The organism is Herbaspirillum sp. NPDC101396 (genome assembly GCF_044767365.1).
In the GTDB taxonomy this organism is placed as follows: Bacteria; Pseudomonadota; Gammaproteobacteria; order Burkholderiales; family Burkholderiaceae_D; genus Herbaspirillum.
This window is the reverse complement of record NZ_JBIWNT010000007.1, coordinates 115,566-141,202: the sequence shown is the minus strand read 5'-3', so window position 1 is coordinate 141,202 and position 25,637 is coordinate 115,566. Positions and strand designations below refer to the sequence as shown.

The following is a 25,637-nucleotide window of genomic DNA, read 5'->3' as shown; positions in this document are numbered from 1 at the left end:
CGGAAAAAATAGACAGGCTGTCTTGACAGTCGGGGCAGCACCGGCGTCACTCGACCGAACCCTACCCGCCGCCGATGGCGTCAAGTTCCGCCATGATATCGGGCGTGATGGACAACGTCGACGCCTGCAGGTTTTCGCGCAGATGCGCCACCGACGCCGTGCCGGGGATCAGCAGGATGTTGGGTGAGCGATGCAGCAACCAGGCCAGCGCCACCTGCATGGGCGTGGCTTGCAGGCGTGCGGCGATATCCGACAAGGCGCCCGACTGAATCGGCGTGAAGCCGCCCAGCGGAAAGAACGGCACGTAGGCGATGCCTTGCGCCGCCAGTACGTCAATCAGGGCGTCGTCTCCGCGATGGACCAGGTTGTACATGTTCTGCACGCAGACGATGTCGGCGATCTGTTGCGCCTCCGAGATCTGTGCGGCCGTGACATTGCTCAGGCCGATATGGCGAAGCAGGCCGTCTTGCTGCAACTGCGCCATCACCTCCACCAGATGTCCGATGCCGTCCTCCGTCAGGCCGTGGCCGAAGACGCGCAGGTTGACCACGTCCAGCGTGTCCAGTCCCAGGTTGCGTAAATTGTCGTGGACGGCGCTGCGCAATTGCTCCGGACTCGCTGCCGCCAGCCATTCTCCCTTGTCGTCGCGCCGCGCGCCGATCTTGGTGACCAAGGTCAGGTTGGCGGGATAGGGCTGCAAGGCTTCCCGAATGATCTGGTTGGTGACGTGGGGGCCGTAGAAATCCGAGGTGTCGATGTGGTCGACGCCGGCCGCAATCGCCGTACGCAACACGGCAAGACAGGCGGTGCGATCCTTGGGCGGGCCGAACACGTGCGGGCCAGCCAGCTGCATGGCGCCATAGCCCATGCGTGAAACGGTGCGGCCGGCGAAGTCGAAATGGGTGGGAAGGGTAGATGTGCTCATGGATGTTTTCCTTGCAGGACAGGGTGGGCAGCTGGACGGGATTTGCCCGGGGTGCTGCGACCGATCCAGTATCAGTCTATTTGCATCGTTTGATAATCCGATCTAAAGTTCACAGGTTGTTTAATTTAATGAACAATCAAGATGAAACTTAATGACATGGCTGCCTTCGTGGCGGTGGCGCGCGCGGGAGGTTTTCGCGATGCAGCGCGCAGCAGCGGCGTGTCCGCCGCCAGCCTCAGCATTGCGGTGCAGCGCCTGGAGGCGCGGCTGGACTTGCGCCTGCTCAACCGCACTACGCGCAGCGTCGCACCGACCGAGGCCGGCCGCCACTTGCTGGACCGGCTGGAGCCGCTGTTTTCTGAAATGGAAGCATCGCTCGACGTGTTGAACGGCTTTCGTGACAAGCCATCGGGCACATTGCGCCTGAACGTGCCCGCCAGCGCCGCGCGCATCACGCTGCCGGAAATCCTCGCCGGCTTCCTCAAGCGTTATCCGGACATCCGCATCAAGGTAACGGTGGAAGATGGCTTCGTCGATGTACTGTCGGCCGGTTGCGATGCCGGCATCCGCTATGACGAAAGGCTGGAGCAGGACATGATTGCCGTTCCCATCGGACCGCGCGTGCAGCGTTTTGCCACGGCGGCGGCGCCCGGCTATCTCGATGCCCATGGCAGGCCGGAGCATCCGCGCGAGTTGCTGGAACATGCTTGCGTGCGCAGCCAGTTTGCCGGAGGCAACAAGCCCACGTGGAAATTCGAACGCGACGGCGAGCTGATCGAAATCGATCCTCCCGAACGCCTGCTGGCGACGCCGAGCAATGCGCTCGACCTGACCATCGGTGCGGCCGTCGCAGGGGTGGGCGTGGTGCATTTGTTTGAAGACTTGCTGCGCCCCCATCTCGACAGCGGCGCACTGGAACCCATCTTGCAGCCATGGTGGCAAACGTTTTCAGGCCCGTTTTTGTATTACCCGGGACGACGCCATGTCCCGGCGCCGTTGCGTGCCTTTGTCGACTACCTGCGCGAACGGCAGGCAGCGACTTAGCTTGCGTTATCAGCTTGCCTGGCCTGAAGTTCTCCGCGCGTTTAGAAAACGCTGGGAACCAGATTCTCGCCACCGGATACTTCCATGACGATGCCGGTTACGTAAGGATTTGTCATCAGAAACAAGGCGGCGTGTCCAATATCACCGATGGTGCCCGCATGCCGCGCTGGAAAGCTGCTGCGTACTTTTTCTTTCAGCGCATTTCGTTCGTCGTTGGAAAAATCCTTCCACAGATCCGTGTCCACGAAGCCCGGGCGTATCGTGTTGACACGGGTAGGGGACAGTTCCAGTGCAAGCGAGCCAGATAAGGATTCCACCGCGCTGAACGCAGCCAGGACCGCACTGAAGCCGATTTTCGGCCGCACTGCCAAACCGCCGGTAAGAAGAGTGATCGACCCGCCTGTCCTGAGGTGAGGGGCCGCATGACGGGCGCAGGCCCAGCTGCCGAAAAATTTGCCATCGAGGTAGCTGCGAACGCCGCGCATATCTGCATCCATGAAATTCCCCCATGATCCGAATTCGGGACCTGCCGTGACGGCAAGATGATCAAATGGCCCGATGGCGTCGAAGGCTTTTTGTACCGCAGCTTCATCGCGGACATCCAGGATTATTTGCTCGTAGTTCGCCAGATCAGGCCGGTCCTCCAGCGAGGTGATGCGGCGACTGGCGACGGTCACCGACGCTCCTGCTGCGAACGCCGCGTGCGCAATGCCAAGTCCAATTCCCGTTTTGCCCCCGACCACCACCACTTTTTTTCCTGCAAGGCTCAGTGCGGCTGGCGATGACGAATCCAGATCATTCAATGCTGTGCTCATATATTCAGTCCTAACTAATTAATCATTCGTTCGATATTGCTACAGGGATTACCGCTACAGAACGGCCGATCCTCATGGGGGCGTCGCGTTTCGGACTGGGCGAGGAAGCCGCCAGTCAACATGCCGGTGCCCGCTCGCCGTTGCCTGATCTGCTGTTCGGTAAGGCATTCATCATAGGTTGGCGACTCAGAATTGATAATCGGCAGATTTGTCATAAATGCCATTCTTCAAAAGAATCAGTTGGTTCACCCATCAGAAGCGTGTGCATTTGATTTATGACAAAATTCGCATGCCTCGCTCCGAGGGAGAATGAACGATCGTCAAGGGACCGCAATGGATCGCTTTTATGAATTGACTGCTTTCATCACGGTCGTGGAAGCAGGTGGTTTTTCTGCGGCCGCACGTCGGCTTGGCGATTCGCAATCGGGAATCAGCAAATCGATCGGCGCCTTGGAAACACGACTCGGCGTGCTGCTGTTCAACAGAAGCACGCGCAGCGTGACGCTGACGGACCAAGGGCGAAAATACTATGACCGCACCAAGCCGCTTCTTGAAGAAATGGACAAAGCGGACGGCGAGCTGACCAGCAGCACTGTTGATATTTCCGGCCTGGTCAGAGTCGCAACACCCTCTACATTCGGCCGTTTGCATGTCCTCCCGCTCATTCCGCAATTGTTGACGCTTTATCCGAAGATCGAGTTGGATCTTCGCCTTTCCGACAGTATTGAAGATTTGCTTGCAGACGGAATTGATCTGGCGATCAGGGTCAGCGCGGTGCATGATCCTGATGCAGTGGTAAAGCGCGTAGCAGGCACTTCGCTGGTATGCGCCGGGTCTCGCAGTTATTTCGATCGGCATGGGATCCCGGCTGTCCCGCAGGACCTTGTCAATCACAATTGTCTTATCTATGGAGAGATGCGGAATTGGACTTTTCTTGGTTCCAAAGGAAAATTCGGCGTGCCCGTGAGCGGCAATCTTTCGTCCAACGCCATGGATACCATTCTCGCCGGTGTACTTGGTGGCGTAGGCATCGGTATGTTTTCCAGAGCTTCATTGAAGGGCGAACTTCAACATCCGGACATCATGACGGTCCTCGATCAATTTATGGATGAACTGAGAGACGTCAGCCTGGTCTGGCCAAAACGCAAATTCGTATCGGCACGCGTGCGACGCGTCACTGATTATTTCGGCACGATGCTTCCCCAGCGGGTTTGAAGCGATGCAGCTGATTAATCCATCATCAAAGACATTCCACCTGATGGGAGAGCGTTGCTGATCAGGATTTTTTAAAACAGAAATCAATCATGTTCAGCTTCTGTCCGTTTTCGGCCAGGGCAGGACCTCTCCTGCGACATTGCCACCGTAGTCACGTTATGATGGGATTTCGGTCACTTCTCTCCTGCTTCGATAGCCATCAGAACGCAATGTTTGCCGTCTTCATTCAATCCCAGGAATCGGATCTTGAACGCCTTGTCGATATGCGCATCGCTGCCATGCGGGAGAGTTTGGAGAGGGTAGGGCGATTTGACACACAGCGTGCGCGTGAGCTCCAGAAACATGAATTATGAGGGGCTGCAATCGGCTGGCAGAAAACATCTATCCCACCACTCCTGCGCGCTGCAGATATTCCTCGATTGCGTCCAGATTGTCCGACGCGACAATCGCGCCAATATAACCATCTGGTCGCACCAACACCCAGTCACCGCGCTGAAGCGCATAGGCATCTTGGAAGCTGCCGTTCGAATCGATCAGGTTTCCTTCCTCGCCAAAGAGATGGACGTGTAAACCACGAGCCTTCATGACGTGACCGCGCGGCACATGACATCCGATTAACGTCCAATGAGTGCCGCGAAACAGCTCGAAAAGACGTTGCGGCGCGCCCGAGCGAGTTGTCACGGGAGCGTCCGGCGCACGGTCTCCTGCCAGAGGACCGTGCTTGCGCGCGGGAATTTCCAATGCCAGCGATGATTCGGGATAGCCTAGGTCGAGCTGCTGAACTTCCCTGCCGCGACGCATTTCACCGCGCCTGGCTTCCTCAAGCAGTCTGGACGACAGTCCCAACATGGATTCGGCGATCGGACGCCGCTCTTCTTCGTAGGTATCGAGGAGATTTTCTTCGGCGCCGGCCAGCACAGCCGCCAGTTTCCATGCGAGATTGTAGGCATCCTGTACGCTCGTATTGAGGCCTTGGCCGCCGGTGGGTGGATGCACGTGCGCCGCGTCCCCGGCCAGGAGGACGCGGCCGACCCGATACCGCTGCGCCAGTCTCGCATGCATCTGGAACATCGAGGCCCAATGAACGGCGACAACGGTGATATCCGTTCGCCCGCTGCGTTCCGATACCATTCTTGTCAGGCCGTCCGCAGAGAGATCGGGCTGTTCATCTCCCGCGAGCGCTGCCTGAATTTGGAACATATCGGTTCCTGCCAACGGGCACAAACCGATTTGACGCTCCGGCGCGCTGCTGCTGAAACGATGCCAGGCATCCCGGCTCAAGCCTTGCAGGGATACGTCGGCAACCACCGCCCTCACTCCGAGTGTCTTGCCGGGAAAGTCAATCTCCAGCAGGTTGCGCACAAAACTGCGCCCGCCATCCGCTGCCACAACATAACGCGCGCGCAACGATTGCTCTCCGTCTTTCCCTGCAATTCGCACGATGACTCCGTGCTCTTGCTGCTCCAGCCCAATCAGTTCGCAACCGAACTGCGGCTGATGGCCCAGTTCATTCAGCCTGGTTCGCATCACATCCTCGGTCAAGAACTGCGGCACCATCCAGGGCGTCAGGTAGGGCTCTGACGCTGTGGGCGACCTCGCCTCGGCAGTGGGGGCTTCCTGCCAGCTGCCGTCGTCCTGATACTCGCGCTGCGGAGGATACGATCCTCCAGCAGCCATGATTTCTTGCACGATGCCCAAGTCCTCGAATATCTCCAGAGTGCGCGGTTGCAGCCCTTTGCCTCGCGAACCGTGAAACGGCGACTTCATTTTATCGATGATGCGGAAAGAGACACCCTGTTGCGCCAGCACCAGCGCCAGCGTCAGGCCGGTCGGACCTGCGCCGCAGATCAGTATGTCGATTTCTTTATTCATCATCATTGTCAGCCTCATAAGTGTAATATGCACATAATTTAGGAGAGTATATGTCGCCAGAAAAAAATGTGCAAGATACACATATATCGTCGCAACTCAAGATCCTGCATGGAAGCTTGATCAGTATTGCAAGTGCGATGAATCGGCCCCAGCGGGATGAGGCGATGATCAGGGAAGCCGGCATTCCCCTGGATCGCGCGTTATTTCCTTTGCTCGTGGGGATAGAAAAGCTGGGCCCGATCGGCGTGGTTGATATCGCAGACCGTGTCGGACGCGACTACACCACCGTCAGCCGCCAGGTCTCGAAGCTGGAAGAGCTGGGATTGGTGCGCAGGGAAAGCAGCGCTGCCGATCGCCGGATCCGCATGGCGTCGGTCACCGCCAAGGGCAAGGGAATGACCGACCTGGTCGACGCCGCACGGGAACGCATGGGCAGAAAAATCTTCGCTTCCTGGGAGCAAACCGAGATGGATGAACTGGTACGGCTCATGCGCAAGTTCGCAGATGCACTGGATACGCTGGACGAGCGCTGACGCGTACTGGTGGCTGTCAGAAAAACGAATTTGAAGAGATTTTTGAAGAGATTTTTGACGAGATAGTCGCCCATCCGTTAGAAGTACGTCAGTACCGGCCAGAAGCGATCATTCCTCTATACTTTCGCCAATGTATTCCAGTGAATTTTGTCACATAGTTCAACAACATCGACATCGACTGTTCAGCAACGCGGACAGTCGACCAGTGAATAGACGTGCTTGATAGACGGATACTGGGAGTGTTGAATGAGGCGTCGCACAAGGATCATCCATACAGATAGCAGAAGGCGTTGATGTGGGGTCGCTGGAGGACGGAGAGTCGCTCCAGCAGATCTCGCGTTCATATTGGATCAGGACAAGGTAGCGTAAGCGGTCGCCAGATGATAAGCCGTGGTGGACGGTAACTCGGCACGCACGATCTTGCCGTCAACGGCCTGGCTTTCAATCCAGCCGGACGCCGTGAGGAAACGCGCACCGAAACGAGCGATCTGCAGCGGGAGCTCGGCGCGCACGATTGCCTCGCGGTGATATGCGAGGGCACGCAGGTATTCGCTTTGCGCCCAAATTCTCTGGGTGCTGTCGGTCAATGTTCCGTGCATGTCCAGCGCCGCCGCCACACCGCCGGTTTGCGCATCGACACCAGTGCGTCGCACGAAGTCAAAGGCACGATACAAGGCCTGCTGCATGCCCGCTTTTTCAAAGGCCGGGTGCTGACTGGACTCCACCAAAAACAGCCATTCAAACTGATGACCGGGTTCGATCCAGTTATTGTCGCTATTCAGTGGCAGCTCGGCTATGCAACCAGTTGCCTCGTCCACGAAGGTGCCGGCAAAGGCGCTGATCAGCTTGTCCAGCCGTCTCGCAAAAATCGCTTGGGAGGTCGTGGCGGCAGCGGCCAGCCAGGCTTCGGTCAGGTGCATCAACGGATTTTGGGTTGGGCCGCTGATCTTGCCGGAGAAATCTTCCGTCATGACGCTGCTGAACAGAGTGCCGTCGACCATGTTGCTTTCAATCAGGGACGAGGTTTCTTCCAGGAGCGCGAGCGCTTGCTGAGCCTGCTTCTCATGAGGATGCCGGGCATATTCGGCGCAGGCAAAAATCACGAATGCGTGCGTATATAAATCTTTTTGCCGTTCCTTCGGTTTGCCGTCGGCGTCGACGCTGTAAAACCAGCCTCCATGCTGTTTGTCTTGGAAATAATGGCGTAGCGAAGCAAACAAGGCATCGGCATGTTGCCACTCCTGCGCCAGCGAAAAGACGAACAATTGTCGCGCGCACGCCATGGCGCGGTAGCGTACTGGCGGCAATGGCGTCTTGCCATCCGCTGCGACGCTTTCGTAGGCGAGTCCCACGTTTTGATTGAAGCCCGCATCGCGCCAGATCGGCAAGATGATGTCTTGGTAATGGCTGCGCAGTGCGCTAGCGGTACTGAAATTTGAATCGACCATGGAATGCGACCAGAAAATAGTGGGGTTACGGTCCCATACAAGCAGACGCTCTCTCGGGACGCAAAGATGCTGTAACAAAACTAGGTGAAGAATTTCAAATGGATTTTTTCGTCAGCGCTAGTCATTCTCTATTTGCGTGATGTAAATCTCACGACCCTGTATTTTCGCTGTTTTCTGCGTTGTGCAGCGCAATTTCGACTTTCTTTTCGCGGTGGTCGCTCAACGAAATTTTCAGAGGGATTCGCCGGCCGGACATTTCGTAGCATCGGGTAACGCGAAATAGCCGGCCAGATAGCTAGTCCGCCCGAAAACGCCAATCAGAACGGCGCACTGTTGAACCCGGCCCAGATGACGTCAATCAGAGCGAATATCCTGGCATTGAATGCCGCGGTGGAGGTGACGCACGCAGGAGAGCAGGGCCGGGGTTTTGCGGTGGCGGCCACAGAAGCGGCTGAGCTCTGTTTCTTGCGGGCTCAGCCTTTTTATGTGGTGTTCAGTTCTCACACATGATTCTGTGGCGGGATAGCGCACATTTTTTTGTCAACGGACCTGAGCAAACAGATTGCAACCGATGCAGGTCGGTGAAATCACGGATTGCGAGGCGAAGCCGCCGTCGATAAGCGATCGGTGAAGAATCGAAACCTTTGATTGCATTTGGGAGGTATTTACTCCACCCTGTCCAGCTAAGGCACTTCGCCGTCATTCTGGATCATATGAAGCTTTCAACATTCATCATCACCAACATGGAACAAGTTCTTGCGGAGTGGGACCGATTCGCAAGGACGCTGGAACTGGAAGGGTTGCTGTCGAGGAAGGGAGTTCGGGATCACGCGGAGCAGATTTTGCGGGCGATCGCCCTGGATATAGACACCCAGCAGAGCGCCGAGCAGCAGCAGAGAAAATCGCAGGGCTTGTCGCCGAGGAACGCCGTGGCCAGCGGAGCGTCCGTTTACGGTACTGCAAGGCAACACGATGGCGTCACGTTATTGCAGCTGACCGCCGAGTTCCGTGCGCTGCGGGCAACGGTGCAGCGCCTCTGGTTCGCCCTTGGAAACGCGTTGACTCCCGCGCACAGCGCCGATCTGATCCGATTCAATGAGGCCATCGACCAGGCGCTGGCGGAGTCTGTCGGGACCTACGTCGCACAGGCGTCGCGGGCGAAAGATACCTTCCTCGCCATTCTCGGCCATGATCTGCGCAATCCCCTTGCCACCATTGCGCTGTCCAGTAGTCTTCTGGCCCAACCCGGGATGACGAAGGAGGCGATTGCGCTGCTGGCGCCTCGCATCAAGCGAAGCGCGTCCATGATGAACTCGATGATTAACGATCTGCTGGAGTACGCGCGGGCTGAGCTGGGGGGCGACATGCCGATGGCGTTCGCCGATGCAGATATGCTGGACATCTGCCGTTCCGCCGTGATCGACGCTTCCGCAGTCCACGCGCATTGTTCGTTCGTCCTGAATGCGAAAGACCCGGTACTCGGTTGCTTTGATCAAATAAGACTGCAACAGGTATTTACCAACCTTCTCAATAACGCCGCCCAATACCGGGGAGATGAACTGCCCGTCACGATGACGCTGTCGTCGGATGCGGATAGCGCCACGATCTCGATTCAAAATTCCGGCGCGGTGATCCCCAAAGAGGCCATCGATGCGATTTTCGATCCGATGGTGCAGTTGGCGATCGTTCCCGAGCAGCGGCAACGGGCGACAACCAGCCTGGGGCTGGGCTTGTATATCGCAAAGAAGATTACTGAAGCGCACGACGGCGTGATCGGCGTCGAGTCGCACGATTCCACCGGAACGACATTTACTGTTGTTATTCCGAGGGCAAGACCTCGTTATTGACCTTTGTCCTACGCATTAAAAGCGTTGCGCCTATAGCGCACAAGGAAAAATGGTGTCATGGTCAGTTATGGAGAAAATATGAACAAAAGCATTTTGATCGTGGATGATGAGCCTGATTTTCTGGATGTCATCGAAGTAGCGCTGGTCATGGGCGGTTATCAGGTCACGCGGGCGAAGGACGGTCGCCAGGCTTGGGAAATCCTCGATAACGAAACGCCCGGCATTATTTTGTCCGATTACTCGATGCCGAGGATGAACGGATGCGAACTGTTCGACCTGGTGAGGAGTTCCAGCCAGGGCAAGGACATGCCGTTCATCTTCATGAGCGCGACGCCCGAGCTGATCAGCTCCGTCGGGACCTATTCGGTGCTGCGGAAACCGTTTCAATTTGACACCCTGATGGCCAAGGTCGACGCCATGTGCTCTTGACGAGTCGCACTTGAAGCGCAGTTTTCGCCATGATTTTCCGTACGCAAGGCATACGTCTGTTTGCAACCGGAACAGACGTTCAAGCCAAAGAAAAAGGAGCCGATCGGCTCCTTTTTTTATTCCGCTATCTTTTACTCTTGGATTCCATCTCACCACGCCGGAATCACCGTACCGTTGAATTTCTTGATGATGAATTGCTTGATCTGATCCGATTCGAAGATCTTGATGAAGCGCGCAATACGCGGGTCGTCCTTGCGGTCGGCGCGGGCGGCCCAGATGATGGCCCATTGCGAGGTCTTGTCTTCCAGCAGCAGCGCGTCCTTTGGATTCAGGCCGGCCAGCACGCCCTTGTTGAGCGTGATGACGCCGGCGTCGATGTCGACCAGTACGCGCGGCAATTGCACTTCGTCGAGCAGCACGATGTTGAGTTTCTTTGGATTTTCAGCGATGTCGGCGACGCCGGCATTGGTGTTGGCGTCCGCCTTCAGTTTGATCAGCCCGGCCTTTTGCAGCAGGAACAGGGCGCGCGCTTCATTGGCCGGATCGTTCGGGATGCCGATCTTGGCGCCTGGCGGCAAGGCTGCCAGCGACTTGTGCTTGGCGGAGTAGATGCCTGCCGGAGCGACGTAGGTCGGCTTGATCGAGACGATCTTGTAGCCGCGCGATTCGTTCTGCTTCTGCATGTACGGCACGTGCTGGAAATTGTTCAGGTCAATGTCGCCAGCCTGGGTCGCTTCGTTGATTTGGGTCGGTTCGGTGAACTCGATCACCTTGACCGGGAAGCCTTGCGCATTGGCAATCTTGGCGGCTTCCTGCAGGAAGTCGCTGAACGGGCCGGGCGATGCGCCCACGCGCAACGGCGCATCGGCGGCGAAGACGTTGGCGCAGAAGGTCAGCGCGGCGGTGAAAAGGATTTTCTTGGTCAGGCTGGTTGGGAACACGGCGTACTTTCTGGTCGGTAGGAGAGTCGGCGGAAAGTGTAGCAACCGCCTCTGCAATTGCGAACGACGCATTTCTCACGACGATATGCGGTTTTCTTCTTAGCTCGGTACAGGTCGGTCAGGGTGTCGCATGCACGAAACCGCCTTTGATGAAGCGCACCGGCTCCGCGTCCATCGCCGCGATCAGGCCGTCGAGGCCGCCGGGTTTGTTGGATTTGCCTGCCTCCATGTAGGCTGGCGCGCGGCACAGAATGTCGGATTCGGACCAGGCGCCGTTGCTGTCGGCCGGCAGCTTGCGCGCGCGCAGCCAGCCGTCGCGGTCGGTCAGCAATTGCGTGCCCGCGAGCTGGTCGCTGTCGATGCCGGTGATGATGGACAGCGCTTGCCAGGCATCCTTTGAGCGGCTCAGGCAATCGATGGCAGGTGCGCCCGCTTGCGGCGCCGGCAGCTTTAATGCGCCGTCGGCGAGGATCACGCTGCGCAGGCGCGGATCGTCGAGCGGCAGCGCTGCGGATTGTCGCGCCGAGGCCAGGATCACGCGTACGCGTTGTCCGCCGCCGTGCGCCGCCTGCTTGCTGCAATCGTCAGCCCCGGCCCCGGCCGGCAGCGCCACCGGCTGGTCCCAGGAGCCGATGGCGCGGATGCTGGCGCCGGCGGCGTTGGCTTTCATGAAATCGATCAATGCCCAGACGTCGTTGTCGGCGAGTTGGCGCGTGAAGCCCGGCATGGTGGCGGCGCCGTGGCGGTCGCGTGCGCCATAGGCGATCTTCCAGAACAACTCGCCGTCGGCACGGCGCCACAGCAAGCCGCTGGCAAGATTGGGCGGCGACACCGGCAAGGACAGCGCCAGCGGCGTGTCGCCTTTGCCGTCGACAGCATGGCAACTGGCGCAGTGCTGTTCATACACTTGCCTGCCATGGACAATGGCGGCGACGCTGAAACCGGTAGGGGAGGTATGGAAACTGGTCGGCTCGGCCGGCGCCACCAGCAGATGGCGATCGGGCCACGGCGTGAAGAAGACGATGGCGATCGTCGCCAGCAGCATGACCACGCGGCCGCGTCGCCACACCAGCGCGATCAGCAACGCCAGCAACGCCACAACGGAGAAACCGAGCGCGCTCAGCAGTTGCCGTGCAATGCTGCGATCGATCAGCAGGACGTCGCCGCTGAGGCGTTCGGCGAACGGCCAGGCCGGCTGCCCGTGGCTGGTTTGCGCCAGCCCGAGCGCCGCCAGCATGTGCAGGAAACCGTCTTGCAATACCTGGATCGCGCCGAGCAGCAGGTTGATCCAGTCGGACAAGGACAACAGATTCACCAGCTGGCATCCAATCCCAGGTGGCGCAACGCTTCGTGGCGCAGCTCGGCCAGCCGCGCGTCGCCGCGATGGCGCGGGTAGGGCAGGTCGACCTTGATCTCGGCGCGGATGCGCGCCGGGCGGTCGCTGAAGATGATGACGCGATTGGCCAGGAACAAGGCTTCTTCGACGTCATGCGTGACCAGCAGCGCCGAGAAATTATTGCGCTGCCACAGCGACACCAGTTCGCTCTGCATCTGCAGGCGCGTGAGCGAGTCAAGCTTGCCCAGCGGTTCGTCCAGAACCAGCAATTGCGGATCGTTGACCAGCGCGCGCGCCAGCGCCACACGCTGCGCCATGCCTCCCGACAGCTGATGCGGGAAGGCGTCGGCGAATTCGCTCAGTCCCACCAGTGCAAGGGCATCGTCGACGCGGTGGCGTTGTTCCTTGAGCAGGCCGCGCGCCTGCAAGCCAAGCGCGACGTTATCCCACACCTTGCGCCACGGGTACAGCGTCGGATCCTGGAACACCACGATGCGCGAGGGGTCGGGACGCGTGATCTTTACGTCATCCTGCGCGACCTGGCCGGTGGTGGCCGGCTCCAGTCCCGCGACCAGGCGCAGCAAGGTGGACTTGCCGCAGCCGCTCGGGCCGAGCAGGGCGACGAACTCGCCGGGCGCAACAGTCAGTGAAATATCATCGAGCACCTGCAGCACACCATTCGGCAACTTGAACCAATGGCTCACGTGCTGGATGTCGATGTGCGCGCCGGTTTTGGCCGGCGCCTCTGTTTGTTGTTCGACCGTTGCGTTTACCATTTGACGGTTCCTTTCTGCCACGACAGCGCGCGGTCGCGCACCTTGAAGAGCAGGGTGATCAGGCCCGAGCACAGGATCGCCATGACGATCAGTGCAGCGTACATGTTGCTGTAGGCGGCCCAGCCTTGCGACCATTGCAGGTACCACCCGAGACCGGCCTTGACGCCCATCATTTCGGCGGTGACCAGCACCGAGAACGCGGCGCCCAATCCCATGAACAGGCCGACGAACACTTGCGGCAACGCCGCCGGGATTGCCACGCGCAGGATCAGGAACCATTCGGATGCGCCCAGCGTGCGCGCCACGTCGTAATAACTCTTGTTGACAGAGGCCACGCCCGACCAGGTCAGCACCGCGACCGGGAAGGCCGTCGCCAGCGCGATCAGGAACACCGCTGCGGCATAGCTCGATGGCGCGAAGAAGAACGCCAGCGGCAGCAGCGCGGAGGCCGGCACCGGCCCGAGGAAACGCAGCACGGGATGCACCCAATAACCGGCCACGCGTGACCAGCCTATCGTCGCGCCCACCAGGAAGCCAACCAGGCCACCGGCGGCGAAGCCATGCACCAGCAGGCGCAGCGAGTAGGCGGTGCTGATGCCGAGACGGCTCCAGTCCTCGCTATACACCTCGATCAGACTTTGCGGCGGCGCGAAGAAAGGGGATGGCAGCACGCCCAGTTTGGCGGTCAGGATTTCCCATACGCCCAGCAACAGCGGCGCCGCCACCAGCCATTGGCCGGCCGGACGCAACAGATGGACGATGCGGCCGGCGCGGTCGCCGGCCAGCGCCAGCACGGCCAGCACCACGCCCACCGCGATGGTGGCGTAGCCGAATTCATCGGTGTAGGCCCAGTCGCTAAAGCCGACTTCCTTGTTGGGCCAGCGCAGCGTGATCGCGCCCAGCAGCAGCCAGGTAACGGCCGCCAGCAGGCCCGTGCGCCAGACGCCGACGGCGCGCACGCCCTCGAACAGACCGGCCTGGCCGGCCCTGAGCAGGACATCGTTGGTCGTGGTGGTGGTCATGGTGATCTCCGGTAAGGGGAACGACGACGGATCAAATCAGATCAGCCGAGCACGTCGAGCGTGACGTGATTGGCCAGGCGCACCGGATCGGTGGACTTCTTCAGCACGCCGGCGGTGTGGAAATCGCGTGCGAAATATTCGACTTCATCGCGCAAGGATTTTCCGGTCGGATGATGGTGATAGGTCAGGCTGCTCAACAAAGCGCGCAGGTCTTCGACCGGCACCTTGGGCGAATACTTGGCGTAGATCTTGGCGGCTTCGTTGGGATTCTCGGCGACATATTCCGAGGCCTGCACGATCGACCGCACCACGGCCGCTGCCGCCGGCTTGTCGTTGCGCACCAGGTCGCCGCGCGCGCCCAGGATGCAGCAGATCTTGTCCTTGTATTCACCGATGGCGCTGTTGCCGATTTCGGTGAAGACGCCCTTGTTGCGCTTCTCGATCAGGAAGATGTTCGGGTCGCCGTCGGCAATCGCCTGGATCTCGCCTTTCTTGACGGCGACGTCGAGCAGGTCAGCCGGATAGACGCGCCATTCGACATCCTTCTCGACGTTGAAGCCTTTCTTGGCCAGGTGGATGGCGAAGAAGTTCTTGGCCGGGCTGTTCTGGTCGGACACGCCGATGACCTTGCCCTTGAGGCTGTTGATGTCCTTCACGCCGGCACCGTTGGCGCCGACCAGGCGCAAGCAGCCGCCGTGCGCGCTGCCGATGATCTTGACGTCGAAGCCGGCTTCCAGCGGCTTGAGCCAGCGGTGGATCAGGCCCACGCCGACGTCGGCCTTTCCGGTCGCCAGCGCTTCCAGCAGCTGATCGGTGGAGCCACCCCAGTTCAGCAGCTCGACATCGAGGCCGTTCTTTTCGAAGTAGCCGCGTTCCTGCGCGACCACCACCGGCGACAGGCAGAACGAGATCGCGCTCCAGGCGAAGGTCAGCTTGCGCGGCGGCGCCGACCAGGCGTTGGGTGCGACGATGGCGGCGCCCGCGCCGACTACCGCTGCAGCCGCCCCCGCGCGCAGCACGTCGCGGCGCGACCAGGATGGAACGGAAAGGGCATCTTGCGAGAGACTATTTTTCTTCATTGTTGGGACTCCACTGGGTTGACCGGAGCGGGCTGCGCAAGGACGCGACCAAGACATGGCGCTGACGAGCCGCTGACAAAACAGGCAAATACTAATGAGGACGGGTGGCGCACCCAAAGAATAAGAATGCGTTTATTTATGCGCCGGGCGCTTGATGCCATGCCGATGCAACGTCAATCGGGCAGGGCGGATGCAGGCTTGACGGAGGGCGACGGATTTGTCGCAGGATGCGTCGCTATCGCAGACGCTGAGGGCCTTGCGGGCGCATATGAATATGCGGAATGCTTCGTTGTCGGAGGCCAAGGGCGGACGGAAACTGACATCGCATTTTGATCCCTCACAGAAATTCAGAAAGAAACCACCATGACCACGCTCAACCATTACCTCTCCGAAAAACGCAGCGCCGTGCTGGCGCGCGAAGCGGCCATCGACGCCGGCAAGGCCGCGCCCGTTGCGCTGCAAGCAACCGTCAGCGCGGAAGGCCGCAGCGGCGTGCGCCGCATCCGCATCCGCGATCACCAGGTGATCAGCGACAGCCCGCCGGACTTCGCCGGCTACAACCTCGGCCCCAGTTCGCCTGAACTGCAACTGGGCGTGCTGGGTTCCTGCGTGACGCATATCTTCCTGATCCAGGCGGCGCACCGGCAGGTTCCGGTGGAGTCGCTGGAGGTGGAAGTGACCGGCAAGATCGACGCGCGCGGCGGTCGCCCCGGTTACGAAGACATCCCGATCTATCCGCATGACATCGGCTACACCGTGCATCTGGTGTCGCCGGCGGCGAAGGAAGACGTGGACGCCTTGTTCGAGGCGGTGGAGAAGACGTGCCCGATCCTCAACCTGCTCAAGAATCCGCAGCAGATTCGTGCGGAGATTCGTCATACGCGCAGCGTGGCGTCGGCAGAGTCGGGTGCTGAGGTCGAACAGGCAATTTCCTGATCGTCCGGATCAATTGCGCGGCCGGCGGCCGTGACGCGTCGCCGTGATCCCGGTCTAAAAAATCCGGAATTAGTGCTTGACCGGTTCGGCGTTGAAGCCGAGCTTGCCGAGGAATTCCGAGACGATCGGCGACCAGATTTCGACGCCGTTGGAGAACAGCGTGTGGCCGTTCTTGGCGAAGGGCGGCAGCAGGTGGTATTCGGCGGTACCGCCGGCCTTCACGAAGGCGGCATGCCAGGCTTTGCTGTGGGCCGGGTTGAAGTATTGGTCGTTCTCGGTATAGATCCACAGCATCGGCGCCTTGGCGGTTTTGCCGAAGTGAACGTACATCTCTTCCAGCCGGTTACCCTGGCAGGGGATGCCGGGATGCGAAGCCGGGTCGCCGCCGGAGCCGCCGGCAAAGTTGATCGCGCCGACCAGGCCGGCCGGATGGCGCGCGGTGGCAGCCACGGTCGAGTAGCCGCCGACCGACTGGCCGACGATCAGCACGCGCGCAGGATCGACATAGGGCTGCTCCTTGGCGTATTTCAGTACGGCCAGGATCTGCGTGGTGGCGGCTTCCGCCATGGGTGCGTAGTCCTTGGCGCTGCAGCCGCCGCTGTATTCCGGATCGAAATCGGTGCCTTGCTGGCCGTAACCGATGCGGGTAGGTTCAAACACTGCGAAGCCGCGTTCGGTGAAGTAGCGCACCTGTTTGGTGTAGCGGAAACGCGGCGGATCGGAGCGGTTGGTCGGGCTGCGTCCGTGGTTGAGGATGACGATGGGGAAGGGGCCGTCGCCGTCCGGTTTGAATTGGGTGACGACGACCTTGCCGGTTTGTTCGCGGCCGTAGAAGTCCTTGACGCGGACGTCGAGCGTGACGACGGATTCATGCAGGTCGCCGGCAAGGTGCTGGGACTGCTGCGCATCCGCGGTCGTGACGGCAGCGGCGAAGCTCAGGCAAAGCAGGAGGTGGCGCAGGAGGTAATGCATGAGTGGTCCCTTGTTGTTCTGATGACGGCGGAGTCGGACGATTATCTGTGAATCGGCTTGCTTGCGCGCGGAAATATGCTCCTTGCTGCAGCAAGTTTTCACGTTCTGTTGTCTGTGTGCCAATCAGTCTTTCAGGATGCTGACAAATCGCCTGAAAAGCCCATTCTGCTGCGAATGTCGCCATGCTAGAATCCATCGCGCACCATGCCTCGGCACTGCAGTGATTTGGAAATCCCCGTAGATTTTTAATAGCCAGCTTTAATGACCCGGAGAGCGTCATGCCCACCATCAATTTCACCGTCAACGGCACGGCCCGTTCCGTTGATGTCCGCGATCCCGACCAACCCCTGCTTTACGCGCTGCGCAACAGCATCGGCCTGACCGGTCCCAAGTTCGGTTGCGGGCTGGGGCAATGCGGCGCCTGTACCGTGCTGCTCGACCAGACACCGCTGCGCAGTTGCGTCACGCCGCTGTCGGCGGTGGCCGGCAAATCCATCACCACCATCGAAGGCCTCGGCACACCCGACAAACCGCATCCGGTGCAGGCCGCCTTCATCGCCGAGCAGGCCGCACAATGCGGCTACTGCGCCAACGGCATGGTGATGACCAGCGCCGCCTTGCTGGCGTCGAATCCGAAACCGAGCGAAGCCGAGATCAAGGATGCCCTGTCGGCCAACCTGTGCCGCTGCGGCACCCACGTGCGCATCCTGCGCGCGGTGATGCGCGCCTCCGGGAGGACGCCGGCATGAACGCAGCTTTCGACATTCAAATGAGCCGGCGTCAGTTGCTCAAGGCAGGCGGCGCGCTGGTGGTAACGCTGGTTGCTCCCGTAACGGTGCTGGCCACCGAGCAGGTCTTGCGCGACAAGGCCGGCAACGCGCAGGCCCCTGCGTTGCTCGACAAGACGCTCGACGCCGGCGCCGTGGACGGCTACATCGCGATCCACCAGGACGGCACGGTGACCTTGTTTTCGGGCAAGGTCGATCTCGGCCAGGGACTGCGCATCGCGATCCGCCAAATGGCGGCGGAAGAACTTGGCATCGGCGTCGACAAGATTGAAATGATCGAAGGCGACACCGCGCTCACGCCCGATCAGGGACCGACCGCCGGCAGCAGCGGCGTCATGCGCGGCGGCGTGCAGATCCGCCAGGCGGCGGCAACCGCGCGCGAGGCGTTGATCGCGATGGCGGCGGCACGCTTGCAGAAACCGGCGTCCGAGCTGATGGTGCAGGACGGCGTGGTGCGGCCGAAATCCGGAGGTGCTGGATTGAGCTTCGCCGAGCTGGTCGGCGGCAAGCGTTTTGATCTCAAGGTCGACGCCAAGGCGCCGCTCAACAATCCGCAACATTATCGCGTGGTCGGCAAGCCGCTGCTGCGTCCTGACGTACCGGCCAAGGTGACCGGCACGCATACCTATGTGCATGACGTGAAGTTGCCCGGCATGCTGCATGGCCGCGTGATCCGTCCCGCTGCCGAGGGGGCGAACATCGTCTCGGTCGATCAATCGTCGATCAAGAAATTTCCCGGTGTGAAGGTGGTCCGGCTGGGCGATTTCCTTGCCGTCGCCGCGCCCGATGAATGGGATGCGATCCAGGCAGCTGCTGCACTGAAAGTGGTCTGGAGCGACAGCAACAAACTGATGGGCCACGACAAGGTCGAACAATGGCTGCGTAACGGTCCCTTCGATGCCGAAGAAACGCTGGTGAAGAAGGGCGATGCGGTCGCCGCCTTGCAAGGTGCCGGCAACAAAATCAGCGCGAGCTATTACTGGCCGATACAGACGCACGGCTCGATCGGCCCGTCATGCGCGGTGGCTGACGTGGGGGCGAAGCAGGCAACCATTTACACGGCCTCGCAGGGCACGCATCGCTATCGTCCGGCATATGCGCAAATGCTCGGCATGCCCAATGAAGCGGTGCGCCTGGTCTACGTCGACGGCGCCGGTTGCTACGGCATGAACGGCCACGACGATGCTGCCGCCGACGCGGCGCTGATGTCGAAGGCGCTGGGCAAGCCGGTGCGGGTGCAATGGTCGCGCCAGGATGAACACGGCTTCGATCCCAAGGGACCGCCGCAGGCGCTGACGCTGGAAGGCGCCCTGAACCCCGATAAATCGATCGCCGCATGGCGCACCGAGATGTGGCTGCCGCGCGCCACCGCCAGCCTGCCGACGGTGCCTTTGCTGGCGCCTCAGACGGCGGGCATGCCGCAGCCGAAGGGGATTTCCACCGGCCTGATTTCGCAGAACGGCGATCCGCCTTATGAGGTCGCCAACGTCGCGGTCGGCGTGCACTGGCATGATAGTGCGCCGCTGCGTCCGGCCAACATCCGCGCGCCCGGCAAGATCGCCAACATCTATGCGGTGGAATGTTTCACCGACGAGCTGGCGGCGCAAGCGGGCATGGATCCGCTGGCGTTCCGCCTGCAATCGCTCAAGGATGCGCGCGGCGCCGAAGTGTTGAAACGCACGGCGGCACTGTTCGGCTGGCAATCGCGTGCCGCCGGCGCAGGCATTGCCAACAAGGCCAACAAGCGCGGGCGCGGCATCGCCTATTCGCACTACAAGCACAACGAAACCTATGTCGCCATGGCGATGGAGGTCGAGGTCGACCGCACCAGCGGCGAGATCCGCGTACTGCGCGTGGCCTGCGCGCATGATTGCGGACTGATCATCAATCCCGACGGCTTGCGCGCGCAGATCGAGGGCAGCATCCTGCAAACCATCTCGCGCAGCCTGTACGAAGAGATTCGTTTCGACACGCGCCGGGTGCAGAACGTCGACTGGGCCAGCTATCCCATCCTGGCGTTCCCGGCGGTGCCGGAGTTGCGCATCGACCTGATCGACCGTCCCACCATGCCGCCATTGGGCGGCGGGGAAGCGGCGGCGTCGCCGGTGACGGCGGCGCTGGCCAATGCGGTGTGGGACGCGGTCGGCATCCGCTTGCGCACGGTGCCGTTCACGCCGGAGCGGGTGAAGGCGGCATTGCAGAGGGTTTGAAAAACGGTAGTGACGCTGCAGCGCTCGCGTTTGTGTTCTACACTGCGCGAGCTGTTTCCCAATAAAGTCCAACATCAAGGAGAACCAAGCATGATCAACGTCACCACCACCCGCATCGCTCTCGCATTGGTCGCAGTTCTGTCGTTCAGCAGCGCCGCCATCGCGCAAACCGTCAGCGTCGACCTCAAGGGCGCCAGCGAAGTCCCTGCCAACAGTTCCACCGCCAGCGGCACCGGCAGCATCAGCGTCGCCGCCGACAAGAGCGTGAGCGGCAAGATCACCACCACCGGCCTCGAAGGCAAGATGGCGCACATCCATACCGGCGCTGCCGGCGCCAACGGTCCGGTGCTGGTCGGCCTGACCAAGGACGGCGACAACGGCTGGACGGTTCCGGCCGGCGCCAAATTCACCGACGAGCAATACGCCGCCTACCTGGCCGGCGGACTCTACGTCAACGTCCACACCGCAGCCCATCCGGGCGGCGAAATTCGCGGTCAGCTGCTGCCGAAATAAGGCGCGGCAGATTGCGAGCCGGAATTCTTTCCGGCGTCCCAAAGCCATCCTTTCGCGAGGGTGGCTTTTTTGTGGGCAAACGGTTTGTCTTCCGGGAAATGGTCATACAACCCCGCTGATTCGTCGAGGGAAAAGGGTAGTGGCGGCGGGCCTGCCTGGAGGAAAAAAGCACCGAATTCAGATGGCTTCGGGTGGCTTTGATAGATTAAGCATTTGCTTAACTTCGCTGCTGTAGCGGGCTGCAGAGGTCTTTTGGGGGCAGGTGATAATTCCATTGCCAAACCAAAAGCGCGTGTTTATACTGCGATTTATGTTGTATGATGACTGATAACAAAGTCATTTGCACCTCTTCAATAATAAATACTGCCGCTGCCGCTTGGTCGGACAATGTCAAACATGAGCAGGAGACCGCGCCTTTGGCGCCTCCCGGTTCCTTATTTGTCGTTTCCTTCCAGGTCCGGGCGCAGTTCCGGTCAGGAGACAATCAGTGAGTGTCAATCAAGTGGGTGCCGCCATCAGCGCAAGCGCCAAAGAAAATTTCAAGCCGACCCATGTCCGCTATCTGATTCTGTTCATGCTGTTCATCGTGACGACGGTCAATTACGCCGATCGCGCCACGCTGTCGATTGCCGGCACTTCGATGAAGTCCGAACTCGGCCTCGACCCTGTGATGATGGGTTACATCTTTTCAGCATTCAGCTGGGCCTACGTACTGGCGCAATTGCCGGGCGGCTGGCTGCTCGACCGGTTCGGTTCCAAGAAAATTTATGCCCTGAGCATTTTCCTGTGGTCCTTTTTCACGCTGCTGCAGGGTGGCGTCACCTGGTTCGGTACGGCCGCTGCGGTGGTGCTGCTGTTCCTGCTGCGCTTCATGGTCGGCCTGGCGGAAGCACCGTCGTTCCCGGCCAACGGCCGCATCGTGGCGTCGTGGTTCCCGACGGCGGAGCGCGGTACGGCATCAGCCATCTTCAACTCGGCGCAGTATTTCGCGGCCGTGCTGTTCACCCCGCTGATGGGCTGGATCACGCACGTCTACGGCTGGCACCACGTGTTCACGGTGATGGGCGCATTCGGCATCTTGCTGACCTTCATCTGGATCCGCATCATCCACAGCCCGAAAGATCATCCGATGATCAATCAGGCCGAGCTGCAGCACATCGAGCAGGGCGGCGGGCTGGTGGATATGGACCAGGCCAAACCGAAATCCGCCGCAGGCGCTGTTACCAGTGCTGACGCGGGCAAGGCCAAGTGGGGCTACATCAAGCAACTGCTGAGCAACCGCATGCTGCTGGGCGTGTACATCGGCCAGTACTGCATTAACACGATCACGTATTTCTTCCTGACCTGGTTCCCGGTGTATCTGGTGCAGGAACGCGGCATGTCGATCCTGAAGGCAGGTTTCGTGGCATCGATCCCGGCGGTGTGCGGCTTTATCGGCGGTGTGGTCGGCGGCCTGATTTCGGATCGCCTGATCAAGCGCGGCAACAGCGTCACCATGTCACGCAAGATCCCGATTGTCGGCGGCATGCTGTTGTCGACCACGATGATCCTGTGCAACTACGTCGATGCGCAGTGGATGGTGGTGGGCATCATGGCCGTGGCCTTCTTCGGCAAGGGTGTCGGCGCGCTGGGCTGGGCCGTGGTGGCCGATACCGCACCGAAGGAAATCGTCGGACTGTCGGGCGGCCTGTTCAATACCTTCGGCAATATCGCCGGTATCACCACGCCGATCGTGATCGGCTATATCCTGAAGGAAACCGGCTCGTTCAGCGGCGCCCTGATCTTCGTCGGCGCCAATGCGCTGGTGACGGTGATCAGCTACCTGGTGATCGTCAAGGAAATCAAGCGCGTCGAACTGAAGCCGCTTTGATCTTGTAATAACCTGCAGAAAAATTGCAGCAGATGGGAATAGCCATGAGCACCGAAACAAACAGCCAAGCCAGCATCAGTATCAGCACCAACGTCAACACGCCGCGTTACATCCTGATGCACGAGAACGACAATGTCGCCATTGTCGTCAATGATCGCGGCCTGCCTGCCGGGACGGTTTTTCCGGATGGCCTGACGCTGATCAGCCAGGTGCCGCAAGGCCACAAGATCGCCTTGCGCGATATTCCGCAAGGTGAGGCAATCATCCGCTACGACGTCGCCATCGGCTACGCCGCGCGCGATATCGCCAAGGGCAGCTGGATCGAGGAATCGGTGGTGACACTGCCGCCGGCGCGCGAACTCGACAACCTGCCGATCGCCACGCGCAAGGCGCCTGAACTGGCTTCGGTGCCGCTGGAAGGCTATACCTTCGAAGGCTACCGCAACGCCGACGGTTCGGTCGGCACGCGCAACCTGCTGGCGATCACCACCACCGTGCAATGCGTGGCAGGCGTGGTCGAGCATGCGGTCAAGCGCATCCGTGAGGAACTGCTGCCGAAGTATCCCAACGTCGAAGATGTGGTCGCGCTGGAACACACCTACGGCTGCGGCGTCGCCATCGACGCACCCAACGCCGACATCCCGATCCGCACGCTGCGCAACATCAGCCTGAATCCCAACTTCGGTGGCCAGGCCATGGTGGTCAGCCTCGGTTGCGAAAAGCTGCAACCGAATCGCCTGCTGCCGGAAAGCATCATTCCGATCCACAAGGAAGGCGAAGCCTACGTGGTCTGCCTGCAGGATGCGGAACACGTCGGCTTCAACTCGATGATCGATTCCATCCTGAAGATGGCTGAAGCGCGCCTGCAGGAACTCGACAAGCGTCGCCGCGTGACGTGCCCGGCCTCCGACCTGGTGGTCGGCGTGCAGTGCGGTGGCAGCGATGCGTTCTCGGGCGTGACTGCCAATCCAGCGGTCGGCTTTGCCACCGACCTGCTGGTGCGCGCGGGCGCCGCCGTGATGTTCTCGGAAGTCACCGAAGTACGCGACGGCATCGATCAGCTGACCTCGCGCGCCATCAACGAAGAGGTCGCGCAAGCCATGATCCGCGAGATGGACTGGTACGACAACTACCTGCAAAAAGGCGGCGTCGACCGCAGCGCCAACACCACGCCCGGCAACAAGAAGGGCGGCCTCGCCAACATCGTCGAGAAGGCCATGGGCTCCATCGTCAAGTCGGGCAGCAGCCCGATTTCCGGCGTGCTGGCTCCTGGCGACAAGTTGAAGCAAAAGGGGTTGATCTACGCCGCCACACCGGCCAGCGATTTCGTCTGCGGCACCTTGCAGCTGGCGGCCGGCATGAATCTGCACATCTTTACCACTGGCCGCGGCACGCCGTACGGCTTGGCCGCCGTGCCGGTGATCAAGGTCGCCACCCGCAACGACCTGGCGCGGCGCTGGCACGACCTGATGGACGTCAACGCCGGCCGCATCGCCAGTGGCGAAGCGACGATTGCCGACGTCGGTTGGGAGCTGTTCCAGTTGATGCTGGACGTCGCCAGCGGCCGCAAGCAGACCTGGGCTGAGAAGTGGAAGCTGCACAATGCGCTCACGCTGTTCAACCCGGCGCCGATCACCTGATTCCTTCCGCTTCATTCAGCCTTATTCAGCTTTATTCAGCCCTCATCAGACTGCAAACAAAAAACTACAAGCTCCCGCGTCATCGACAGCGGGAGCATTTTTCATCAACGGGAGGAAGCATGGAATTCGGAAAGTACGCACTGAAGGCCGGTGCAGCAATGCTGGGCTGCACGATAGCTATCGTAGGTATCAGCGCCCACGCAGCAACAATGGTGTACGTGTCCAATGCCGACAGCAAGGACATCTCGGTCTTGCAACTGAACAGGGACGGCAGCCTGAAGCTGGTCGAGCAGGTGCCGACGGGCGGCACGGTGATGCCGCTGGCGTTCAGTCCCGATCACCGTCGTCTGTACGCGTCGCTGCGCTCGCAGCCCTATTCAGTGACGACCTTCGCGGTCGATCAGCAGAGTGGCAAGTTGAAAGCGCTGGCAACGGTTCCGCTGGCCGACAACATGGCGAACCTGGCGACCGACAAGACCGGCCGCTTCCTGTTTGCCGCTTCCTATACCGGACACAAGATTTCGGTCAATCCGATCAGCGCCACCGGCTTGGTGCAGGAGCCGGCCACCGTCATCAACACGGGCAAGAATGCCCACGCCGTCGGCAGCGATCCGAAGAACAATTTCGTCTTCGCTTCCAACCTCGGCAGCGACGTCATCCTGCAATTCAAATTCGACGCCGCCACCGGCAAGCTGACGCCTAACACGCCGCCATCGGTCGCCACCAAGGCCGGGGCCGGTCCGCGTCACTTTGTGTTCCATCCGAACCAGCGCTATGTGTTTTCCACCAACGAGCTCGACGGTACGGTGAACACGTATGCCTACGATGCGGCGCAAGGCACGTTGACGCTGAAGGGCAGCGTATCAGCCGTGCCGTCGGGATTCAAGGGCGACGCCCCGGCTGCCGCGGATATCCATCTGACGCCGGATGGCCGCTTCCTCTATGCATCGGAACGCACGTCGAGCACGTTGACCGCGTATCGGGTCAATGCCGGGACCGGCGAACTGACCGTCATTGGCAACTTCGCCACCGAGACCCAGCCACGCGGATTCAACATCGATCCGCAAGGCAAGTATCTGCTGGCGGTCGGACAAAAATCGAACGGTCTGACCAGCTACGCCATCAACCGTAAAACCGGGGCGCTGAAGCCTTTGCAGCACTATGAACTGGGCAAGAATCCGAACTGGGTGGAGATCGTCGCGTTTCCTTGAGGACGTGCGGTTCAGCTTGAAAAAATCCCTCGCAGGCCATGCCGTGCGGGGGATTTTGCATTGGCGCATCAAACTTGCCGTTCCGACAACGCTGCAGTTGATGTTGCTCAAAAAACGTGCAGAAAATCGCATCGGGCGTTTTGCCTTGCTCTAAGATTGCGCAGGGCGCGTTCGCGTGCATCGACAATTAAAACACCAATAAATGGGAGTGAAGA

Annotated in this window: 25 protein-coding genes and 1 pseudogene; 15 read left to right on the top strand and 11 right to left on the bottom strand. The window is 60.3% G+C overall.

Features of this window, described 5'->3' with window-relative positions; translation table 11 throughout:
* Positions 1-61 precede the first annotated feature (61 nt).
* A complete protein-coding gene (locus ACIROY_RS22680; RefSeq protein ID WP_402344370.1) occupies positions 62-925 on the bottom strand; it encodes an aldo/keto reductase family oxidoreductase in 864 nt (287 codons plus the stop codon).
* A gap of 141 nt (positions 926-1,066) precedes the next feature.
* On the opposite strand from ACIROY_RS22680, the gene ACIROY_RS22675 reads away from it, so the two are divergent.
* On the top strand, positions 1,067-1,969 hold the full coding sequence (locus tag ACIROY_RS22675; protein WP_402278526.1) for a LysR substrate-binding domain-containing protein: 903 nt from the start codon (positions 1,067-1,069) through the stop codon (positions 1,967-1,969).
* A gap of 41 nt (positions 1,970-2,010) precedes the next feature.
* On the opposite strand, the gene ACIROY_RS22670 is transcribed toward ACIROY_RS22675, so the two are convergent.
* On the bottom strand, positions 2,011-2,784 hold the full coding sequence (locus ACIROY_RS22670) for an SDR family oxidoreductase (RefSeq protein ID WP_402344367.1): 774 nt from the start codon (positions 2,782-2,784) through the stop codon (positions 2,011-2,013).
* A gap of 309 nt (positions 2,785-3,093) precedes the next feature.
* Between ACIROY_RS22670 and ACIROY_RS22665 the strand changes: the two genes are divergently transcribed.
* Complete coding sequence (locus ACIROY_RS22665; protein ID WP_402278530.1) at positions 3,094-3,999, top strand: LysR family transcriptional regulator; 906 nt, start codon at positions 3,094-3,096, stop codon at positions 3,997-3,999.
* Positions 4,000-4,208: 209 nt separating this feature from the next.
* Positions 4,209-4,331 (top strand): annotated as a pseudogene (locus tag ACIROY_RS22660) (GNAT family N-acetyltransferase); the annotation flags it as partial.
* A 49-nt stretch (positions 4,332-4,380) separates the two neighbouring features.
* Here ACIROY_RS22660 and ACIROY_RS22655 read toward each other — a convergent pair.
* Positions 4,381-5,877, bottom strand: coding sequence for an FAD-dependent oxidoreductase (locus ACIROY_RS22655; RefSeq protein WP_402344364.1), 1,497 nt, complete (start codon positions 5,875-5,877; stop codon positions 4,381-4,383).
* A 158-nt stretch (positions 5,878-6,035) separates the two neighbouring features.
* Between ACIROY_RS22655 and ACIROY_RS22650 the strand changes: the two genes are divergently transcribed.
* Positions 6,036-6,404, top strand: a complete 369-nt coding sequence (locus ACIROY_RS22650; RefSeq protein ID WP_402278534.1) for a MarR family winged helix-turn-helix transcriptional regulator — start codon at positions 6,036-6,038, stop codon at positions 6,402-6,404.
* A 350-nt stretch (positions 6,405-6,754) separates the two neighbouring features.
* Here the strand turns inward: ACIROY_RS22650 and ACIROY_RS22645 are convergent, their stop codons facing one another.
* Positions 6,755-7,852, bottom strand: coding sequence for an AGE family epimerase/isomerase (locus ACIROY_RS22645; protein ID WP_402344361.1), 1,098 nt, complete (start codon positions 7,850-7,852; stop codon positions 6,755-6,757).
* A 348-nt stretch (positions 7,853-8,200) separates the two neighbouring features.
* Between ACIROY_RS22645 and ACIROY_RS22640 the strand changes: the two genes are divergently transcribed.
* From ACIROY_RS22640 to ACIROY_RS22630, 3 genes are all read left to right on the top strand, one after another.
* A complete protein-coding gene (locus tag ACIROY_RS22640) occupies positions 8,201-8,362 on the top strand; it encodes a methyl-accepting chemotaxis protein (RefSeq protein WP_402344528.1) in 162 nt (53 codons plus the stop codon).
* Positions 8,363-8,565: 203 nt separating this feature from the next.
* Entirely contained in the window at positions 8,566-9,699 is a 1,134-nt protein-coding gene (locus ACIROY_RS22635; protein WP_402344358.1) for a sensor histidine kinase, read from the top strand.
* Positions 9,700-9,777: 78 nt separating this feature from the next.
* Positions 9,778-10,128 carry a response regulator gene (locus ACIROY_RS22630; protein WP_402278540.1) on the top strand — a complete coding sequence of 117 codons (351 nt, stop codon included), beginning with the start codon at positions 9,778-9,780 and terminating at the stop codon, positions 10,126-10,128.
* 149 nt (positions 10,129-10,277) lie between these two features.
* On the opposite strand, the gene ACIROY_RS22625 is transcribed toward ACIROY_RS22630, so the two are convergent.
* The 5 genes from ACIROY_RS22625 to ACIROY_RS22605 all read right to left on the bottom strand — a co-directional run bounded on the left by ACIROY_RS22625 (position 10,278) and on the right by ACIROY_RS22605 (position 15,282).
* Entirely contained in the window at positions 10,278-11,069 is a 792-nt protein-coding gene (locus tag ACIROY_RS22625) for a MetQ/NlpA family ABC transporter substrate-binding protein (RefSeq protein ID WP_402278542.1), read from the bottom strand.
* A gap of 118 nt (positions 11,070-11,187) precedes the next feature.
* Complete coding sequence (locus ACIROY_RS22620; RefSeq protein ID WP_402344355.1) at positions 11,188-12,384, bottom strand: c-type cytochrome; 1,197 nt, start codon at positions 12,382-12,384, stop codon at positions 11,188-11,190.
* Positions 12,381-13,181 (bottom strand): ABC transporter ATP-binding protein, encoded by an 801-nt coding sequence (locus tag ACIROY_RS22615; RefSeq protein WP_402278546.1) that lies wholly within the window; start codon positions 13,179-13,181, stop codon positions 12,381-12,383. Before ACIROY_RS22615 ends, ACIROY_RS22620 begins: the two co-directional genes overlap by 4 nt.
* The gene (locus tag ACIROY_RS22610) at positions 13,175-14,203 is read right to left on the bottom strand and encodes an ABC transporter permease (protein ID WP_402344352.1); all 1,029 of its coding nucleotides are present in this window, start codon (positions 14,201-14,203) and stop codon (positions 13,175-13,177) included. Before ACIROY_RS22610 ends, ACIROY_RS22615 begins: the two co-directional genes overlap by 7 nt.
* Before the next feature lie 41 nt (positions 14,204-14,244).
* Positions 14,245-15,282, bottom strand: a complete 1,038-nt coding sequence (locus tag ACIROY_RS22605; protein WP_402278549.1) for an ABC transporter substrate-binding protein — start codon at positions 15,280-15,282, stop codon at positions 14,245-14,247.
* Between the two features lie 363 nt (positions 15,283-15,645).
* Here ACIROY_RS22605 and ACIROY_RS22600 point away from each other — a divergent pair, with 363 nt between their 5' ends.
* Positions 15,646-16,218, top strand: coding sequence for an OsmC family protein (locus ACIROY_RS22600; RefSeq protein ID WP_402344349.1), 573 nt, complete (start codon positions 15,646-15,648; stop codon positions 16,216-16,218).
* A 69-nt stretch (positions 16,219-16,287) separates the two neighbouring features.
* Here ACIROY_RS22600 and ACIROY_RS22595 read toward each other — a convergent pair whose 3' ends face one another.
* Positions 16,288-17,190 (bottom strand): alpha/beta hydrolase family protein, encoded by a 903-nt coding sequence (locus tag ACIROY_RS22595; RefSeq protein WP_402344348.1) that lies wholly within the window; start codon positions 17,188-17,190, stop codon positions 16,288-16,290.
* A gap of 278 nt (positions 17,191-17,468) precedes the next feature.
* Between ACIROY_RS22595 and ACIROY_RS22590 the strand changes: the two genes are divergently transcribed.
* The 3 genes from ACIROY_RS22590 to ACIROY_RS22580 all read left to right on the top strand — a co-directional run bounded on the left by ACIROY_RS22590 (position 17,469) and on the right by ACIROY_RS22580 (position 20,701).
* Positions 17,469-17,939, top strand: a complete 471-nt coding sequence (locus ACIROY_RS22590) for a (2Fe-2S)-binding protein (RefSeq protein ID WP_402278554.1) — start codon at positions 17,469-17,471, stop codon at positions 17,937-17,939.
* On the top strand, positions 17,936-20,188 hold the full coding sequence (locus ACIROY_RS22585) for a molybdopterin cofactor-binding domain-containing protein (RefSeq protein ID WP_402344345.1): 2,253 nt from the start codon (positions 17,936-17,938) through the stop codon (positions 20,186-20,188). The genes ACIROY_RS22590 and ACIROY_RS22585 overlap by 4 nt, the downstream gene beginning before the upstream one ends.
* Before the next feature lie 90 nt (positions 20,189-20,278).
* Positions 20,279-20,701, top strand: coding sequence for a CHRD domain-containing protein (locus ACIROY_RS22580; RefSeq protein WP_402344342.1), 423 nt, complete (start codon positions 20,279-20,281; stop codon positions 20,699-20,701).
* Here the strand turns inward: ACIROY_RS22580 and ACIROY_RS22575 are convergent.
* Positions 20,683-20,976 carry a hypothetical protein gene (locus ACIROY_RS22575; RefSeq protein WP_402344339.1) on the bottom strand — a complete coding sequence of 98 codons (294 nt, stop codon included), beginning with the start codon at positions 20,974-20,976 and terminating at the stop codon, positions 20,683-20,685. The two genes, ACIROY_RS22580 and ACIROY_RS22575, sit on opposite strands and share 19 nt — an antisense overlap.
* 212 nt (positions 20,977-21,188) lie before the next feature.
* Between ACIROY_RS22575 and ACIROY_RS22570 the strand changes: the two genes are divergently transcribed.
* From ACIROY_RS22570 to ACIROY_RS22555, 4 genes are all read left to right on the top strand, one after another.
* Positions 21,189-22,571 (top strand): MFS transporter, encoded by a 1,383-nt coding sequence (locus ACIROY_RS22570; RefSeq protein ID WP_402278562.1) that lies wholly within the window; start codon positions 21,189-21,191, stop codon positions 22,569-22,571.
* Between the two features lie 44 nt (positions 22,572-22,615).
* Positions 22,616-24,211, top strand: coding sequence for a galactarate dehydratase (gene garD, locus ACIROY_RS22565; protein ID WP_402344337.1), 1,596 nt, complete (start codon positions 22,616-22,618; stop codon positions 24,209-24,211).
* A 158-nt stretch (positions 24,212-24,369) separates the two neighbouring features.
* Positions 24,370-25,422: a lactonase family protein gene (locus ACIROY_RS22560; protein WP_402344525.1), complete on the top strand. Its 1,053-nt coding sequence runs from the start codon at positions 24,370-24,372 to the stop codon at positions 25,420-25,422.
* A 16-nt stretch (positions 25,423-25,438) separates the two neighbouring features.
* Positions 25,439-25,576 (top strand): hypothetical protein, encoded by a 138-nt coding sequence (locus ACIROY_RS22555; RefSeq protein WP_402344334.1) that lies wholly within the window; start codon positions 25,439-25,441, stop codon positions 25,574-25,576.
* The last annotated feature ends 61 nt before the right edge of the window (positions 25,577-25,637 follow it).